The sequence below is a fragment of the Acidocella aminolytica 101 = DSM 11237 genome (genome assembly GCF_900129125.1).
Taxonomy (GTDB): domain Bacteria; phylum Pseudomonadota; class Alphaproteobacteria; order Acetobacterales; family Acetobacteraceae; genus Acidocella; species Acidocella aminolytica.
This window is the reverse complement of sequence record NZ_FQVJ01000055.1, coordinates 1-17,389: the sequence shown is the minus strand read 5'-3', so window position 1 is coordinate 17,389 and position 17,389 is coordinate 1. Positions and strand designations below refer to the sequence as shown.

Genomic DNA, 17,389 nt, shown 5'->3' with positions numbered 1-17,389 from the left:
CCGCTCTGTCGTGCGGGTAGCAGCCAATAAGAACGACCCCATAAGTCAATGGGTCAACAAGCTTCAGGAGCGGCGAGGCTTCAACCGGGCAACGGTTGCGGTCGCCAACAAGAATGCACGGATAATCTGGGCCGTGCTGAGAACGGGTGAACCGTACCGCCCCGCCGCCTGAAGGCTAGAACACAGCTTGCGGGTAGACTGAGAAATGGACTGCACTGATCGAACCGACGCGCGACAAATCTGATTTTTATAAAGGCTCCCGAAGCCTACCACTTGTTGAGGTGCGCGTGTGCGGATTAGCCATTTGGGCGCTCCGGCGAAAGCTGGCTGACGCCGGATAGATGTTTGCAACTGATCACGCGGTGCTATTCAAATTCTACTTGCAACGGGAGAGCCGTCCATAGATATAAAATGACGCGTCGCTCATGCCGTGTTCACGGCACAATTCGGCCACAGGCACACCGCCCTCCGCCTGGCGCAAAATCGCAAGGATCTGCCCCTCACTGTATTTCGACTGTTTCATCCAAATCTCCTCAAGCAATCTGCCGAGAAAATTCTACTTATCAATCCCCTTAATTGCAGGGGGGGATTACCCTGTCATGTCCGCATTTCATTTCCATGATGGCATCACGAAATGGAGTCCAGGTTTCAACTCTATGTCGGAGTTTACGAAAATTTGTCGGCGTCTGGAAACGGGACGGTTCTATTTATTGCGATTAAAGCATAAACTTACTCTCGGCCAATAAAGCGATCATACAAATCTGGTTCGCGTTCAATCTCAGTTGTATCGTAGTACTTACGATCCTCCAACAAAAGCAGTGTGATGGCAAAGTTGTATTGCTCCGAAAAGATCGTCATCTCGCGTACCGGTTCATTAAACCATACTCCGGGACCATGCTGGCTTCCGATTCGGCCGTCGATTAGTAGATTCTCCGACCCTACGATCGACTGAGGTGGCACCTCGATGGGGCCACCGGAAGTACGAAATACCGCTCCCGATTTTGCGGCAGCTTCACTGGCGCGTGACCAAAGAATAAAGCCATCGCGTGACACGACCAGAAGTGCACGCTTCGTAGTATAGGACAGCCAGCGAAGTGTCGCAGCGATTAGAGAGACACGATAGCGATTAGCGCAATGGGATATCATGTCGAAATCAACGCGTACATTGGCATCGATTTGGCGTCGGAAATCGTCGAATGGCATCAGTAATGTAGCCGCGAATACGTTGGCCTGATGTTCGATCTGACCATACGAGGAATCCCAACGGACGACGTCTTGCTCCCCGCAGCGTATCCCGTTTGGATAATTGAGTCGATGCAATAAATAGTGCCCCAGCTCATGGGCTAGCGTAAAGTTGATGCGGCCAAGTGAGGCGAGCGCATTGTTATATACAATTCCCCAACCGCTCTTGCCGGCCGGTGCTTTGAAAAGCGCACCATCGAAGCCGGGGAGCTCGGCGCCTTGCGCCAGAGTGATCGCATCACCCGGGAAGCGTTGTGAGGTGTACTGAAGCGCGATGCCGGTCACGTCGATAGGAAAATATTCTGGCCCAAAGACAATTTTGAGTACTTTTGAGATCTCAGTAGCCCAACGTGCAGGTCCAAGTGCCAGGGTCATTTCTTTTCGTCACCCCAAAGTTCGACTATTTGGCGGATCTTTTCTTTCGTCGAGTCGTCCATGTTGCGGTATTTCCGAAAGAAGGCTTCATCCACCACGCTGGCATTTGGTTCGGATTGTCCAGTATTGATCAAGTATTCTGGTGTTACGCCAAGCACGGATGCAATCTTGCCAATTTTATCCGCGGAAGGTCTGGGTGGGTTTTTATTCTCCAACTCCCAAATGTAGCTTTTACTCGAATCGGTGAGTTCGCCCAGCTTCTCCAAAGAGAGCCCTTTTTCCCGACGAAGTCGGTAGATTTTCTCTCCGAGTGTTGTTGCCATGGATCCCTCCTATCTCCGCGTTCAGAATAGACATACTTTTAGTCCTTGACAACGCGAATTTATCCCCCTAGCTTTTGTTCAGTATTGGCATACTTTCTATGTGCCAAATATCTGACTGCTCCTCAGTGTGGCAGAGCACCTGGCTCTTCTCTACCAGATGTTGTGGGCAGCCACTTGGCTTACTAGATATCAATTGGGGTTCATGGCGCGCCTCTGCCAAATCCCGCTGCAGAAGGTGAAGGGCATGGTAGCGTCGGTTCGGTTCTTTCCGGTGGGCAATGGCGATATGACGCTCATCGTGCTTGAGAGTGGTCGGAAAATACTCATTGATGTGAATATTCGTGTGGCCGCCGATGATCCGGACGATGATACGCCGGACGTGGCAACGGAGCTACGGAATCTCTTGTCACGAGATTCGGAAGGGAGGCTCTTCGTGGATACGCTCCTTGTCAGCCATCCCGACCAAGACCATTGCCGTGGATTGGTGGAGCATTTTCATCTCGGTCCTCCGGCAGGATGGTCGAAGAATACGGACAGAATTTTTATTCGAGAGCTTTGGTCGTCGCCGATGGTTTTTCGACGTGCATCAACCCGACACACGCTCTGCAAAGACGCAAAAGCATTTAATGCGGAAGCGAGGCGGCGTGTGGCTCTCTTCCGGGAGACGTCATGGCTGGTGTCGGACGGTGATCGTATCTTGATCTTGGGTGAGGACCAAGACGGCAAGACGGATGATCTACAGGCGATATTGGTAAAGGCGGGCGCAAGTTTCTCTAGAGTCAACGGTCAGTATGATACGACGATGACGGCCCGCCTCCTGGCTCCGCACGTTCCGAGTGATGATCAAGATGAAGAGGAATTGCGTTCGAAAAACCATTCCAGCACGATTTTGAACTTTTCGCTGACCGGCGATGGGATTGCTAATGCCGGGAGATTCTTGACTGGCGGCGATGCTGAGGTGGCTATTTGGGAGCGCCTGTGGCAGCGATATTCCGATTATCCGGATTGGTTCTTATATGATCTACTGCAAGCGCCTCATCACTGCTCGTGGCATTCATTATCGTATGACAGTTGGAGTGAGGCTGGGGAAGATGCAGAGGTCTCTGAGGTTGCCCGTGCGGCTCTATCGCAAACACGTCGTGGCGCACGAATTATTGCCAGCTGCAACCCTATCAAGGACGATGACAAGGATCCACCTTGCATCCGTGCGAAGCGCGAATATGAGGAGATTGCTGAGGTTGCCGGGGGATCGTTCCTCTGTATAGGGGAGCGGCCGAACGAGAAGAGCCCGGAGACTACGGAGTTTGAAATTGGGCAGCACGGGCCTCGGCTAAAGAGTAAGGCAATGAAGGCCGCGGCCATTGTTGGCGCCGGCTCGGTGGGCAGTCAACCGTTGGCGCATGGAAGTTAAGGTGACTATTCACGGCAAGAACCGGACGATAGCTCGTGCTCTGCGCATTATCGCTGCGCACCCAAATGTTAACGACATAGGCACAGAGACAGTAAGCGAAAGCGGGAGATGGTGGGTTGATGTAAATATTCGAGTCGGGCTCCCGAATGCGTGGATTGCGGACGGCAGCAGCCCAAACGGTGTTCGGGCCATTGAGCCCATCACATTGCTCTTTCCGACGTGCGCATCTTTGAGAGCGCCCGCTATCTTGTTACGCGCTGATTTCAACCGTTCTCTTGCGCACGTACAACCAGGGGACCCGGGTGATCGACCGGAACCATGTATCATTGATGGACGTCTAAGTGAATTGCTCCATCAGCAAGGTTTGGCGGGCATATTAAATCAGCTCGTCTTGTGGTTGGAAAATGCGGCACTTGGCAAGTTGATCGACCCTAAACAAGGCTGGGAACCGGTGCGGCGCGATGATGTTGCTGGCTTTGTAGTCGCCGATGCATCGGTATTACGAGAACGTGTTTCCCGGGATGCCGGGTTCGCTATGTGCCAGTTCGACTACCTGATTTCGATCGATGGTGATGGTACGCATTCTGTTTTCGGCCATATCGGCAAAGATAAGATCACGGCAAATCCAGAAACCTTTGGAAGGCTTCTTAGCGCCAGCGGGGATGCCGAAAAGTTCCGGTACGGGAAATCCATAGCAGTTATTGTATGGCCAGGAAGAACGGCTTCTGGCGAGCTTGTCGTTGCTGGTAATTATCAGCCAGAAACGGTAACAAATTTCGAGACGCTTAGAGGGCGTGCCGCGGCTTACGGGGTGGACCGTCCGTTAGCTGATGCGGTGAACTGGCTCAAGAAGTGCGCAGCCGATTACACGCTGAAAAGATCCTATCCAGTTGTCTTCATTCTGTGTGCGCGCCGGCCTTTCCACATTATTGGCACCAGCAGTTCGCTCGAAATTTGCCCTTATGTGATGGACATTGGCCCCGGAGCATTCATGGCGCAAGGCGACAGCACGCCTGTCCAGTCAATAGGACATCGGCATGCCATATCAGCTGACCTTTTAAGAACGATGTCAGGCTCTAGTTCAGCCTCGTTGTCATGGGGCCTTATTGGGGCAGGTAGTCTAGGGTCAAAAATTGCTTTGCACTTAACGCGCACCGGAAATGGACCTGCGATTGTTGTCGACCCGGGGTTTCTAAGCCCGCATAATGCAGCACGACATGCATTGATACCAAACGCAGGTTATTCTGGGTTAAGATGGATTGGATCAAAAGCAGAAGCTCTTGTTGAGGCGGTCCAGGGGTTTGGTCAGACTTCAACTGCCCTAGATAAGGACGTGGTGACCATCTTGCAGGATCGAGAGGTTGCGGGAAGGCATTTTCCTAAGAAAATGTGGGGTCTCATTAATACGACGGCGTCATTGATGGTACGCGAAGCATTGGGCTCTGTTCCTCCCAATGTCATATTGCCGCGCGTGGTCGAGGCTTCGTTGTTTGCAAATGGGCAGCTGGGGCTACTTACTGCTGAGGGGCCCGAGCGTAATCCCAACACGCTGGATCTAATTGCAGAAGCATATGCACGCATACGAGTGGATGAACATCTTGGCACCGTAGTGTTCAGTGGTGGTGATACTCTCGTCCGTCGCGCGATCGGAGAGGGATGCGGTTCAGCCACTATGGTCATGCCTGATACCCGCTTATCACTCTTTGGAGCTTCGATGGCAGAGGCGATTAGTCAGATGCAAGGTAGTGAGTTACCCCTGAATGCCGGGCGGCTCTTGATTGGCAGACTTTCATCTGATGGTTTCGGTCTATCTTGGACTGATAATGCCATCCCACCCGTAACCATCGTCAGCATTGAAGGCCCTGATACTTGGTCTGTTAGAATCTCACGCCGGGCGGCCGAGGCGATGGAGGCGGATGTAACCAGATGGCCGGGAGTGGAGACAGGTGGTATTTTAATGGGGCGGATGTCGGAAGCTGCACGTACCTTCTATGTCACTGACGTTTTGCCAGCTCCCTCAGACAGTGTTCGGTCCGCACACGAATTTGTCTTGGGTGTTACGGGGGCACGCCGGGTCATAAGCAACTTTGCCGAATCGGCTGGGTATAGTCTGTTCTGCCTGGGCACTTGGCACAGCCACCTTGAACCATTAGGTCCATCTGGGCTTGATCACCGGACTGCCGACGCCGTGGCCTTGGCGCGTCTTGCTCCCTCCATCTTGTTGATTCACACGGAAGCTGGATACAAGGCGCTATTGGCCGATGCAGACTAATTTGTTCGAAAGGTGCGCATAAATCTGCGAGATTTCCGTGAAATCATGAATTTGTCTTCAGGCACAGCTTTCTCAACATGAGCTGCGGTGACTACATTCCGTAGCGCGCAGCCTTTCGTAAACGGGTAGTCATGGCGAAATCACTTAAAGAACAGAATGACCGAGCCCTTTGGATGGTGATCGCCTTCAACGCTCTCTTCTTTTTTGGTGTCTTGAATGCCAACGCAATTCAGATTGATGGGTTATCAGCTATTTTCAAACATCTTGCGACACTGGCGCCTGTTGGCATCGCTGCAATTGTCGTCAAGGTAGTAAATGCGCTCCCCAGCGCTGATGTTAAAGCCACTCTGGTTTTCTGGAGGCTAAAACATGCGCCCCCCGGACATCGCGCGTTCTCCGTTTATGCACAACAAGACACCAGGATCAACCAGCAGCGGTTGAAGACGATTTTCAAAGGCACTTTACCCTCTGATCCGGCAGACCAGAACGCTGCATGGTACAAGCTTTATCGGCCGCTACGGGACGATGTGATCATCTCCTCTGCCCATAAGCTGTTCCTGCTTCTGCGAGATTATACGGCTATATGTGCATTGTTAATACTAACATTCGGGCCATGGGCACTCATCGGAATGGCCAGCAAAAATGTTGCTGCCGGATATGTAGCTATCCTGCTTGGCCAGTATCTCATTGTCCGCATGGCTGCTGCAAATGCAGGCATTCGTATGGTTACTAATGTTCTCGCCTTAAAGACTGCGATATCAAAATAATACAACGGATAGACGCATTCGGCTAGGCGACGATAACGGGCGAAACCATTTCGTCGCCAGGCAATTTTTCACCGCATTGGTATGTCCGTTTCCAAGGGACCGACTGAAAGTCTGAATGGATCGGATGGACTTTCAGCTGACTGCTGAGACAGAGACCTTACAACGGTTTGAATGTCCGCTATCAGGCAGACGGTCCAGAACCGGAAACGACCATAATGGGCGCATACCGCCCGTCTCATCTTTTAGACGACCTGGTGGAGCGCCGTCCTGCCGCTTTGGTGAAGAAAAGAGACTAGCCGCCAACTTCAGGCACAGGCCGTACCGGCAGGTGACGACCCCAACCACGCCACTCGCCCTTCGATTGCCCGAACCCGAAAGCGGCCCATCCCGGAGAGTTTTCCTTCCCTCTAGGGGGACCGCCTTTGGCGGCAACTTACATGTAGTTTCTTTGTCATTAATTCATGGCTGCGTGCGCTATGGCTTCGACGTGAATCAATGCGCTGTCCAGAACAGGAAAGGGAAGGACTGTGTTTCTAAAGGCGATCGAGAGATCAGTGCCCCCCAGCACAACTGCATCGGCATTCCCGTTCTCGTGCAGCTTTCTGGCGGCTGCATGAAAATAGGAGCATTGATCTGGACTCGCATTGCCGGATGTAGCAAGCGTAACATAGCTTGAATGCACTGCATCAATGTCCTCGGCCGATGGAATTACAACCTCGACCGAATTCACACCATAAAGCTTCGAAAGCATCACCGCGCGAGTTCCCAATACGCCTACCCGGCGGGCACCAGAGGCAGCCAAATAGGTGTTGAGGGCCGGCACGGCGCTCAGCACGGGAAGCCTTGACACCCTTTCGAGTTCGCTCATACAGAAATGGCCACCCATGGATGTTACGGCGACGGCATCGCAGCCGCTTGCGCGCAGTTGATCGACATAGCCGGCGAAAATAGCGGCCTGCTCGATAGCCCGGCCGGCTTCGAGATTGGCGACCATTTCACGAGCATCGGCATGGACAATCGTGAGCGCAAGCTTCCGATTTGCCGCGGCAAAGGCACGAACAAGTGCCCGATAATAGACTTCGGTGGCGGCAGGCCCTACGCCGCCAATTAAACCGATATGCATGTCGCCTCCGGACGGATGTCATCCATAGTAAGATCAGAGAGCAAGGGACCAGGTTTGGCCGATAAGATCTTGGCCAAAAGAGTGGTGCGGCTCTTCGCCGATCAGCACGAATCCGGCACGCTCATAAATACTGCGCGCAGCGTCGAGAACGCTGTTTGTCCATAATGTGAGGCGCTCATAGCCAAGGTTCTGTGCATGTTCAATGCAAGTCCTGACAAGCAGCGTTCCCGTGCCAGCGCCGCGCGCTACGGGCTCGACATAGAGCAGACGAAGCTTGCCAAGGCCCGGTTCGTCGGTGTGAACCAGGAATATTGAACCCGCGATTTCGCCCCCGATCTCGGCTATCCATGCCGCATCTCTGGTTGGATCCAAATGCTCGTGAAAATCGGCGAGAATACGCGCCACGAGCGCCTCATAATCCTGATTCCAGCCATATTCTTCGGCATATAGAATAGCTTGCCGGGCAGTGATAATTCCCAAGTCGCCGGGCTTGAGCCCGCGCAACTTTACGGCTGGGGCTTCAACCTTTCGCTCCAGCGCTTGCGCCATCATAGTTGCGGCCGCGATCAGGCGTTGGCGCCGCGTTTCAGGCAATTTCTGCAGCAGCGCACCAACCGCGGCCTGTGTCCTGGCATCCAAATCCTTCGCCGCTGCACGGCCTGTCGGTGTCAGTATCAGAAGCTGTTGGCGACCATGGGTGGGATTGCTGTGCGTCTCCAGAAAACCGCGATGGGCAAATCGTTTGAGCGTGCGGCTCATCTGGGCGCGATCCATATTCAGTGTTCGCGCGATTTCGGCCGCGGTCGGTTCGTGACGATGCGCCAACTCATAGAGAACGCGTGCTTCGCTGAGCGTAAAGGAACTGCCGTCCAGATGGACGTCAAGCAGCCCAAGCCAGTTGGTATAAAGCCTGTTGAAACTGCGTAAGGTGGTGATATCGCCTGTATTTTGATCGCGCATGGCATCATGATACAGGCAGTGTTGTGTGAGTCAACATCTTGCTGTCGCGCACAACCGCCTCCGCGGAAGGCTTGGAAGTCGAGGATTTCTGGCTCATCGTAGCGACGAAGGAGCGTAGATGAGCCAGAAATCCTCCCTTATTCAAGATGCCTGTTCTGTCTCAAGGGCGCTGCCGGGGGACAGACGCGGCCAAAGCATATCACCGAAACAACAGCAAAAGTGAGTCAGAGCCACTTCTCAGTGGAAATCAACATTCGCTGATGGGCCGGAAGTCCGGCTGGTTGAGTGCCGTCACTGCCTGGAAGTCCAGACGCTCCTCGCAACCGCGCGCAATCTGGCGCGACGAATAAACACCGCTGCGATAGGCGTAGAGCAGCAGCGCGACCTTCATGGCCGGATGATAAGGCGGATAGCGGTGTCAGCCAAGTACGGACAGGCCATCGATACACGCTGGGTCTGATCTTCCATGACGCCAAATAGCCCGTGGCCTCCTGCATGCGGCGGTTGACATATCTATCAGACAACTGCTGGCATCGCCGCGTAGACCGAGCCGTCAGATAAACGCGCGAGACAACGAGGCCAATAGAACGCTCCGCTCATCGGTCCGCGCTCCCGTCATATCGCTGTTGAGCCTGTTCGATCGCATCCAAATGGCGAATTGCCCAGTCATAGGCTGCTCCGAGCGGGATTTGCAGTGTGCGCCCAAGCTCCGTGATTGAGTATTCGACCGCGACGGGCGAGGTAGGAAGCACTTGTCGAGCGATCAGCCCGTTGCGTTCCAAGCGGCGGAGAGCCTGTGTCAGCGCCTTGTGGGTGATACCTTCCAACCGTCGCCTGAGTTCGTTGAACCGTGTCGGTCTTTCGTTGAGCAGCGTGAGGATCATCACCGACCATTTGTTGGCGACCTGATCGAAGAAAGAGCGAGCGGCGCAGTCCGCAAAGAACACGGCATCCACCTCACAATTCATCCCGATATCCTTCCGTATACCTGCGCACCTTGAGGTGCGTAATTGATCCTAGATATTCAATGTATATCTTCATGCCAAGCGAAAACCCATCGGCTTGACCATCGGGTCTCTGCACCGATCCGATGAACCGGGCGGCGGGTCCACCGATCACGGAGATCAGACATGAGAACGGATCAGCATGATTTTCCCCGCCGTGACGCGCCGGCGCGTCCACGAGGGCAAAGCCACGTCCACGCACGAACAAGTGCCACGGCGCGGCTCTTCATGACGGATGTCGGCCACGGCAGGAACGTGATGCTCCTGCACGGTTGGACCGGCGATTCCCATGACTGGAGCTGGCAGTTGCCATTGTTTGAAAGCAGGTATCGGACCGTCGCCGTCGATCTGCGCGGACATGGCCGGTCCGAGATCATGCCACCGGGCTGCTACAGGCCGGACGATTACGTCGCCGACATCGAGGCGTTGATTGCCACCGAATATCCCGGCCAGGAATTCGTCGTCGTGGGGCACTCGATGGGGGGACAGATCGCTGCCCGTCTGGCGGCCAGACGGCCGGACATGGTGAGCGCCGTGGTGTCCATCGATGGCGCGCTCGGCTTTTCCGACGAGATGGGTGAACGCTTCGCGAAAACGGCCCATGACCTGGCGGTGGGCGATCCCGGCGTCGTCGCATCGGCGCTGTTTCAGCAGGTTTACGATCCATCCACCGATCCGGCCTTCAAGCTCTGGCATCGCCGGCGCGCCCAGGGGATGCCTGCCGACGTGGTGCGCGAGAGTTTCGGGCCGCTTTTCGTGGGAGACGGCCAGGCGGGTGTGGGAGCGGCAAGCGCAAGCTTGTGCCGAAGCCTGAAAGTGCCCGTCTATCACCTGTGCCGCGATCCGGCCCAGGCCGACCGCATGCGGCCTTGGTTCTCGCACCCGAAGTCGAAAGTAGACCGGTGGCCCCACGCGGGTCACTGGATCATGCAGGATCGTCAGGAAGACGTGAATGCGGCGGTGACCGCCTGGATCGACGCGGTTTAGTCAATTTCCCCTCACTGCATCGAGATATCCCATGAGCAACCTTGGTGTCCTATTCAGCCCTTACCAGCTGAACGCTCTCAACTTGCCGAACCGTGTGGTCATGGCTCCGATGACACGCTCCTTCTCTCCTGGCGGCGTACCAACTGCGGCGGTGGCAGCCTATTATCGCCGTCGCGCCGAGAATGGTGTCGGCCTTATCATAACGGAAGGGACCGGGATTGCCCGCCCGGCCGCGCTCAACGAGCCTGATCTCCCTTGCTTCCATGGAGAAGCCCCTCTCGCCGGCTGGAAGAAAGTGGTGGACGACGTTCATGCGGCTGGCGGGCGCATAGTGCCCCAACTCTGGCATGTGGGCCAGAAACGGTCGAAGGCGGCCGCAGACTGGGTTCCGCCCGTTCCCTATGAAAGCCCTTCAGGACTCTCGGGAGCAGGCGAGTTGGTGGGCCATCCCATGAGTGAGGCTGACATCGCGGACACGATCGACGCGTTCGCGCGCGCTGCCGCCGATGCCGAGCGGCTCGGGTTTGACGGCGTCGAACTTCACGGCGCGCATGGCTACCTCATCAACCAATTCTTTTTGGATCACCTCAACCAACGCAATGACCGTTACGGCGGCTCGACGCTCCTTGAGCGCTCCCGCTTCGCGATCGAGATTCTGAAGGCCATTCGGTCGGTGGTGACGCCAGGCTTTCCGGTGATACTCCGTTTGTCCCAATGGAAGCCCACTGACATCCAAGCTCGCCTCGCCGAGACGCCTCAGGCGCTCGAGCAGTGGCTCAACGTGCTTGCCGATGCAGGTACAGATGCCTTCCACCTCTCCCAGCCGAAATTTTGGGAACCCGCTTTCCCTGAGTTCGACGGCGAATTGAACCTGGCTGGCTGGGCGAAGAAACTGACGGGCATCACTGCGATAACGGTAGGCTCTGTCGGCCTCTCCACCGACGTCTACCAGTCCTTCGCTGGCAAGAGTGCCCAAAGGACCTCCCTGGACGGGGTGCTCGAGCGATTGGAGCGCAGCGAGTTCGACCTCATTGCGGTCGGACGCCCACTGCTCCAGGACCCGGCCTGGCTCAACAAGATCAGGCAACGCCGATTCGACCAGATTGCTGATTTTACACCGGAAGCTCTGGCGACCCTGAGTTAATCTTAGGGTTAGCACGCCCAGAGCCGATCAGGGTTGCTGCGCTAATGTCCAACCCGAGGTCGAGCGCCTATGGAATGATCAAACGCGCTGCAATGGAGTGACGGAGGGGCTGGGCTCGTGGTCCGGCGCACGCGGGATCACCGTCAACTTCGTCGAGTCCGGCCCAATTGTCACCGAGACCAGCGTCAGATGTTCAGGTTATGGCAAAGTCGGGCGCATACCTTCTGTCTCATATTTTAGACGGCCGAGAGGGCGCCGTCCGGCCGCTTTGGTGAAGAAAATGAGATTAGCCGCCAACGGCAGGTACAGGCCGTACCGGCAGGTGACGACCCAGCCGCGCCATAAAGCGAACGTCAGGTATCCGCTTTCGTGAGACACAAGCCATCTGGCAGCTATACTTCCCCATTGGTGCTACCCAGTGGATATAAATCCAAGTCTATTTGTCGCCGCCTGCACTTGGTCGCTCAGGCCGCATTTTCCTGAAAACGGCGCACTGGTGGCTGCTTGTGTTGTCGTGCAAGCCAAAGGTCATAGTTTGCCTGCATCCCAAGCCATGCCTGCGCCGTGCTCACCCCGGCCTGTTCAAGCCGGATCGCCAAATCAGGGCTAATGGCAGCCCTGGCATTCAACACACGCGACAACGCAGCGCGAGACATTGCCAGCCTCTGGGCAGCCTCGGTAACGGAAAGCCCCAGTTCGCCGATGACATCCTCTCTAAGCATTTCGCCAGGATGTGGTGGATTGTGCATCATTTTGGTTTCTCCTAGTGGCAATCTTGATAATTCACCAACTCAACGCCCGCCTCAACGAACCGAAACGTCACTCTCCAATTCCCGTTAACCCAAACGGACCAGTGTCCGGCAAGGTCACCTTTCAGTGAGTGCAGCTTAAACGCCGGGATGTTCATATCCTGCGGCGTCTGCGCCACATCCAAAAGGCCAAGAATGCGCTTCAACTTGCCAGCCTGCGCGGCTTGAATCCCGCGCATGGAGCCCGTGCGGTAAATTGCCTCCAGGCCCTTATGTCGGAAACTCAAAATCATAACTCAGTGTAGCGCGTCGCGCGTCACTATACAACTTCGATTAACGCGACCATGACCAAAACCGGTTGATTTCGGACATCCACCCAGGGATATGCCCAAAACTATGCTTGACGATATTATGGGCACTGCCCGATAATTCGGGAAGGTTTTTGGACGAAATTGCCCCATGTCCCGCGTATTTCTGTATGCCCGCGTCTCGACAGTCGAGCAGACCGCCGAGAATCAGATCGCCGAGGCGAAGGCTGCCGGCTTCGCCATCCGTCCGAACCGAATCATCATGGAAACAATCTCGGGAAGCGTCGCAACTCGCCAACGGCCCGAGTTCCGCCGCCTCCTCGATCGCCTGGAAGATGGGGACGTGCTTGTTGTCACAAAGCTCGACCGGTTGGGCCGCAGCGCGCTCGACGTGCGGGCCACCGTCGATGCCCTCGCCGGCGTCGGGGTCCGGCTTCATTGTCTGGCCCTAGGCGGCGTCGATCTCACCAGCTCGGCCGGCCGCATGACCATGCAAGTGATCGCCGCTGTGGCGGAGTTCGAGCGGGACCTGCTGATTGAACGAACACAAACCGGGGTCCAGCGGGCCAAAGCGAATGGCAAGGTCATAGGCCGGCCCGCATCTTTGACTGATGAACAAAAAGTCGCCGTCAGGGAGGCGCGGGGCTCCGGCGCATCAATTTCATCTCTAGCGCGGGCCTATAAGGTTAGCCGTCAGACCATCGGCCGTGTCTGCGAATAAAACGCATGCCCCTTCACCGGGTTATCCAGGAGGCGCTATTTCTGTTCTCGACCCTTTTAAGCCACTCTCAGGTCCGGTGAGGCCGCCACTGACCGGACAGATCACCTCGATATTGCGCTGGCTCTCGGCCTCAAGCCGGCGGCTGGACCGCACAGGGTTGAGGTAGCCGTAAATGTAGAGCTTCAACAGGTCCGCCGGGTGGTAACCGGGGCGGCCCGTCGCTTTAGCCGCGGCCCGGACAAACCCCAGAGCTTGCAGGTCAAGTTCGTCAACAAATGCTTCAATGAACCGGACCGGGTTTTCCGGCCCCACGTAATCTTCGACCGCCTCGGGCAAAAGGAGAAGCTGCGAACGATCCGTCCCTCTAAGATGTGCCATGGCAAACCGTACCATCACGCATCAATTCAAGGAATCATAGCCCGGGAAGTTTCCATACGGTCTGTACAAGTTACGCGATAATCGATGACCGGGTATTCGTCCGGCAGTTTTAACGCTTGCGGAAAAACAGCATGGCCTGTTCCACGCTGCTGGGTTCGTACACAAAGGCGCTCAGCTCAAATTGTTTCGAGAACGCCGTGCTGGCATAAGCCTCGGAGATGAAGCTCTCACCATAAAAGCTCGCGTTCATTGCCCCTCCGCCAGATACGCCCGGAATGTTGGAATGCACGAACTCCCCGGCATCGTAGCGGCGCCGGGCTTCGTCGAAATCAGGAAATATCTCAGCCAAGGCGGCGCTATAGCTATCTGTCGCGCGGCCCTTCAAGTTTTCGCAGGTGGCAAAGAAATCGCGTCCCCGTGTAGTGACAGCCACCATGCCACCGGGCGTAAGAATGCGGGCGAATTCCGCCATCCAGGCATGGCAGGCATCTGGCGAAAGATGCGAGAACACCGAATAAGCGACGATGAAGTCAAATCGCTCCGCGGGAATGGGCGTGGGTGGCAGTGCGGGCGTGGCGATGAAATTATGGCTGCGGAAGGCGCGCTTGCAGAAATCTGCGAATTCCGGTGTGACGTCGATACCGAAGATATTGGCTGGCGGGATTTCGCGGATGAAACAGCGTGCAATGCGCCCCCAGCCACAGCCGAAATCTAGCAAGCTGTGCGCTGGGCTGAGTGCGCGTCCCATACGGGCAAATTGTGCCCGGCAATGTGTGTAAAACGCAAATGCCTCAATTATAGCCTGCGCGCCCGCTTTGCCTGTGGTGTTGCGCTGGAGTGTTTCGGGGGGAAAGGCAGGTAGTGGGGCGCCGTTGAGCATCACACCAGGACGGTGGGCACTCTCGCACAACAGCGCAAACCATGTTTCGTCGATCAGCACATGGCGAGGTTAGTCCGCCCCTCAACTCGACGCAACAGAGTGTTTTTTATTAACGATGCTGATACAAATGGGGCCTTACAATGGGGTTGGGCCCAAGGTCGCCAGAAAGCGAATGTCCATTACCGCTTTTCTTGGCCTCTAGCAGCCATTCTGCAATCCCCCCGAACCCCCATCATCGACGTGGCGGATGCCGACCCATACAAGTTATCGGCAGTGCAACAGGCACTGCCGATAAGCGGACACTAATAAGTTACGATTCCGCGGTAGAATGTCTCTGCAATTTATGAAGCCAACGGATAAACAAAAACAGATAAATTGCGGCTGCCACTAAATCTCCGCCGAGGAGACCAGCCCAAAGGCCAGATACTGGCAGCGACATTGAGTGGGACAAGAGAAATGCCAAAGGCAACCCAACTCCCCACGCACACAGCGCTGTAGCGATGAGAGGGGCTTTGGCATCTTGCAAACCATTAAGTGCCCCACCGATGACGTTGTGTATTCCTCCTAAAAGTAAGACGCCAGCAGTGAGAGGAAGCGCAAAATCCGTTATCTGAAGAGTGCTTAAACCTTCTGAACCGAGAAATAATACGGCGATCTGGTTCGGAAAAAGTATCAGTGCAGCACCGAATAACCCATTAAACATGAGAGATAATTGTAGCGCCACCCATCCTGCTGCTCCGACCAATTTATGTTGTTTTGATCCCGCTCCAATTCCAGCGCGGATGCCTGCCGCTTCGCTAAATCCGAACGAGAACATGCTCAAAAGGTCGATGATGCGAACTGATACGGCGTATCCGGCCAATGCCACAGATCCAAACGGGGCTATGATGAAACCGGCAACTGGTAACACACCTTCAGCCAGCACAATCCGGCACATGAAAGGAATGCCAAGGCAGATTATTTGTTTCATGTAAGGCCAATTCCACGTGTAAGGACGAGAAAAGGCTCGCTTAAAAATATCATCGGGAGATTTGTGCAGGATTACACCGAGTATACTCCAGGCAAAAAACGCGGCCAATGAATAGGCGATCCCGGCGCCCAGAGCCCCAAGCGCCGGAATACCAAAACCACCGAACACCAGCCAGTATGTCAAAACAAGATGAAACGGTACAGCGGCAAGCATGATGGCGGTGGTTGCTTTTACCCTTCCGGCGGCAATGGCAAAGCTCCGTACCGCCACATACCCGACCCAGGCTGGCAAACCAAAAGCGGCACCAACTAAATAGCTAGGAGCCTGTCCCGGTAACGGGCTAAATTCACTCGACAAGATGGTTGCGTCGTGATTCTGTTTTTCGATGAGCAAAGTGTTTCGCCCTTGGAAGACCGATGAAGTCTGGCTGCTTCCGCCTTCGGTGGCGGACTTCGTCCCCGCCGGCCATCCGGCCCACCTGATCCGCGATCTGGTCAGCGAGGAGCTTGATCTTTCCGCGATTATGGGAGCCTACACCGAGATGAAGGGCTATCCGCCTTATCATCCGGCGATGATGGTCGCGCTGCTGCTGTATGCCTATCGCAGCGGTGTTTATTCGTCGCGCCGGATCGCGCGCGGCTGCGAGGAGCGGCTGGATTTTCAGGCGGTGACGGCACTCAACCAGCCGGACTTCCGGACCATCAGCGAATTCCGCCGCCGCCACCTTGCTGCGTTGGCTGGGCTGTTCGTGCAGGTGCTGGCGCTGTGCCGCAAGGCGGGTCTGGCTGAACTGGCTCATGTTGCTGTTGACGGCACCAAGATCAAAGCCAATGCCTCCAAGCATAAGGCGATGAGTTACGCCCGCATGGTTGAGGCCGAGGCTGAACTCACCCGCGAGGTGGACGCGTGGCTGGCGCGCGCGGCAGCCGAGGATGCGGCCGAAGATGCCACCCACGGCAGCACGCGCCGCGGTGACGAACCGCCCGACTGGATGCGTGACAAGCAGGCGCGGCTGGCGCGCATCCGCGCCGCCAAGGCTGAGCTCGAGGCCGAAGCCCGCGCCGCGGAAGCCGCCCGGCCGCCGCCGCCAGCAAACCCTGACGGCAGTGCCAAACCCCGGCCGGGCAAAACCCCAAAACACGAGCCAGGCAAACCAAAGCCCAAGGCGCAGCGCAATTTCACCGATCCGGAAAGCCGGATCATGAAAGGCCGCGATGGCTTCATCCAGGCGTATAATGCGCAGGCCGCGGTCGATGCCGGCGCACAGATCATCGTGGCGCACCGGCTCACCAACAACGGTTCTGATCAAGACGCCCTGCTGACGCTGCTCGATGCGATCGAGGACAACACCGGCGAGATGCCCAATGAAGTCTCCGCCGATAACGGATTCTGTTCGGAGGCCAATCTTGAGGGCCTCAACGCGCGCACGGTTCGCGGCTATGTGGCGGCCGGGCGCGCAAGCAAGCCAGGCAGCGGCAAAAAAGGCGGCAAGCTGGTTCAAGCCATGCGCGCCAGGCTCCGAAAAGGCGGACATCGAAGCCGGTACCGTATCCGAAAATACACCGTCGAACCCGTGTTTGGACACATCAAGCAGGCCAGAGCCTTCCGGCAGTTCCTCCTCCGCGGTATCGATAAGGTCAAAGCAGAATGGGCAATGATCTGCACCGCCCATAACCTCGCAAAACTCACCGCTTGAGGGGGAGCGCCGCAAATGAAAACACGGGGCTAATGCAGATAATTGCTGCCGTAAAGATTACCAGGACAGGCTCCTAGAG

16 protein-coding genes and 5 pseudogenes are annotated in these 17,389 nt (G+C 55.9%); 9 read left to right on the top strand and 12 right to left on the bottom strand.

Translation table 11 applies throughout. The features are described from left to right. Window positions 1-172: pseudogene (locus BUB54_RS20520) on the top strand (IS110 family transposase); the annotation flags it as partial. A gap of 234 nt (window positions 173-406) precedes the next feature. Here the strand turns inward: BUB54_RS20520 and BUB54_RS18275 are convergent. The 3 genes and pseudogenes from BUB54_RS18275 to BUB54_RS18265 form a co-directional block, all read right to left on the bottom strand. Beyond that, window positions 407-523: pseudogene (locus tag BUB54_RS18275) on the bottom strand (transposase); the annotation flags it as partial. Window positions 524-729: 206 nt separating this feature from the next. Further along, window positions 730-1,617 (bottom strand): ImmA/IrrE family metallo-endopeptidase, encoded by an 888-nt coding sequence (locus tag BUB54_RS18270; RefSeq protein WP_048880582.1) that lies wholly within the window; start codon window positions 1,615-1,617, stop codon window positions 730-732. Next, on the bottom strand, window positions 1,614-1,940 hold the full coding sequence (locus BUB54_RS18265) for a helix-turn-helix domain-containing protein (protein WP_048880581.1): 327 nt from the start codon (window positions 1,938-1,940) through the stop codon (window positions 1,614-1,616). Before BUB54_RS18265 ends, BUB54_RS18270 begins: the two co-directional genes overlap by 4 nt. A gap of 202 nt (window positions 1,941-2,142) precedes the next feature. Between BUB54_RS18265 and BUB54_RS18260 the strand changes: the two genes are divergently transcribed. The 3 genes from BUB54_RS18260 to BUB54_RS18250 all read left to right on the top strand — a co-directional run bounded on the left by BUB54_RS18260 (window position 2,143) and on the right by BUB54_RS18250 (window position 6,390). Beyond that, complete coding sequence (locus BUB54_RS18260; RefSeq protein WP_217652549.1) at window positions 2,143-3,351, top strand: ComEC/Rec2 family competence protein; 1,209 nt, start codon at window positions 2,143-2,145, stop codon at window positions 3,349-3,351. Beyond that, a complete protein-coding gene (locus BUB54_RS18255) occupies window positions 3,341-5,623 on the top strand; it encodes a Mov34/MPN/PAD-1 family protein (protein WP_048880580.1) in 2,283 nt (760 codons plus the stop codon). The genes BUB54_RS18260 and BUB54_RS18255 overlap by 11 nt, the downstream gene beginning before the upstream one ends. 131 nt (window positions 5,624-5,754) lie before the next feature. Continuing rightward, window positions 5,755-6,390, top strand: coding sequence for a hypothetical protein (locus BUB54_RS18250; protein ID WP_048880579.1), 636 nt, complete (start codon window positions 5,755-5,757; stop codon window positions 6,388-6,390). 454 nt (window positions 6,391-6,844) lie between these two features. Here the strand turns inward: BUB54_RS18250 and BUB54_RS18245 are convergent, their stop codons facing one another. The 3 genes and pseudogenes from BUB54_RS18245 to BUB54_RS21005 form a co-directional block, all read right to left on the bottom strand. Beyond that, entirely contained in the window at window positions 6,845-7,513 is a 669-nt protein-coding gene (locus tag BUB54_RS18245) for an aspartate/glutamate racemase family protein (RefSeq protein WP_048880578.1), read from the bottom strand. A gap of 33 nt (window positions 7,514-7,546) precedes the next feature. Then, window positions 7,547-8,473 (bottom strand): bifunctional helix-turn-helix transcriptional regulator/GNAT family N-acetyltransferase, encoded by a 927-nt coding sequence (locus BUB54_RS18240; protein WP_048880577.1) that lies wholly within the window; start codon window positions 8,471-8,473, stop codon window positions 7,547-7,549. A 253-nt stretch (window positions 8,474-8,726) separates the two neighbouring features. Next, window positions 8,727-8,885, bottom strand: a pseudogene (locus BUB54_RS21005) (transposase); the annotation flags it as partial. 14 nt (window positions 8,886-8,899) lie between these two features. Here BUB54_RS21005 and BUB54_RS22210 point away from each other — a divergent pair. Next, window positions 8,900-8,953: pseudogene (locus BUB54_RS22210) on the top strand (hypothetical protein); the annotation flags it as partial. A 116-nt stretch (window positions 8,954-9,069) separates the two neighbouring features. Here BUB54_RS22210 and BUB54_RS18230 read toward each other — a convergent pair. Next, entirely contained in the window at window positions 9,070-9,441 is a 372-nt protein-coding gene (locus tag BUB54_RS18230; RefSeq protein ID WP_048880576.1) for a winged helix-turn-helix transcriptional regulator, read from the bottom strand. A gap of 264 nt (window positions 9,442-9,705) precedes the next feature. Between BUB54_RS18230 and BUB54_RS18225 the strand changes: the two genes are divergently transcribed. Then, complete coding sequence (locus BUB54_RS18225; RefSeq protein ID WP_048880574.1) at window positions 9,706-10,464, top strand: alpha/beta fold hydrolase; 759 nt, start codon at window positions 9,706-9,708, stop codon at window positions 10,462-10,464. 31 nt (window positions 10,465-10,495) lie between these two features. Further along, the gene (locus BUB54_RS18220) at window positions 10,496-11,608 is read left to right on the top strand and encodes an NADH:flavin oxidoreductase (protein WP_048880573.1); all 1,113 of its coding nucleotides are present in this window, start codon (window positions 10,496-10,498) and stop codon (window positions 11,606-11,608) included. Window positions 11,609-12,072: 464 nt separating this feature from the next. Here the strand turns inward: BUB54_RS18220 and BUB54_RS18215 are convergent, their stop codons facing one another. Then, window positions 12,073-12,360: a HigA family addiction module antitoxin gene (locus BUB54_RS18215; RefSeq protein ID WP_048880572.1), complete on the bottom strand. Its 288-nt coding sequence runs from the start codon at window positions 12,358-12,360 to the stop codon at window positions 12,073-12,075. Window positions 12,361-12,371: 11 nt separating this feature from the next. Next, complete coding sequence (locus BUB54_RS18210; RefSeq protein WP_073211994.1) at window positions 12,372-12,650, bottom strand: type II toxin-antitoxin system RelE/ParE family toxin; 279 nt, start codon at window positions 12,648-12,650, stop codon at window positions 12,372-12,374. Between the two features lie 166 nt (window positions 12,651-12,816). Here BUB54_RS18210 and BUB54_RS18205 point away from each other — a divergent pair, with 166 nt between their 5' ends. Further along, window positions 12,817-13,386: a recombinase family protein gene (locus tag BUB54_RS18205; RefSeq protein WP_048880379.1), complete on the top strand. Its 570-nt coding sequence runs from the start codon at window positions 12,817-12,819 to the stop codon at window positions 13,384-13,386. A 99-nt stretch (window positions 13,387-13,485) separates the two neighbouring features. On the opposite strand, the pseudogene BUB54_RS18200 reads toward BUB54_RS18205, so the two are convergent. The 3 genes and pseudogenes from BUB54_RS18200 to BUB54_RS18190 form a co-directional block, all read right to left on the bottom strand. Next, window positions 13,486-13,764 (bottom strand): annotated as a pseudogene (locus tag BUB54_RS18200) (transposase); the annotation flags it as partial. A gap of 109 nt (window positions 13,765-13,873) precedes the next feature. Continuing rightward, window positions 13,874-14,704, bottom strand: coding sequence for a class I SAM-dependent methyltransferase (locus BUB54_RS18195; RefSeq protein ID WP_048880380.1), 831 nt, complete (start codon window positions 14,702-14,704; stop codon window positions 13,874-13,876). Between the two features lie 250 nt (window positions 14,705-14,954). After that, the gene (locus tag BUB54_RS18190; protein WP_139284990.1) at window positions 14,955-16,007 is read right to left on the bottom strand and encodes an MATE family efflux transporter; all 1,053 of its coding nucleotides are present in this window, start codon (window positions 16,005-16,007) and stop codon (window positions 14,955-14,957) included. Between BUB54_RS18190 and BUB54_RS18185 the strand changes: the two genes are divergently transcribed. Next, window positions 16,000-17,310, top strand: coding sequence for an IS1182 family transposase (locus tag BUB54_RS18185; protein WP_073211332.1), 1,311 nt, complete (start codon window positions 16,000-16,002; stop codon window positions 17,308-17,310). The two genes, BUB54_RS18190 and BUB54_RS18185, sit on opposite strands and share 8 nt — an antisense overlap. Window positions 17,311-17,389 lie beyond the last annotated feature (79 nt).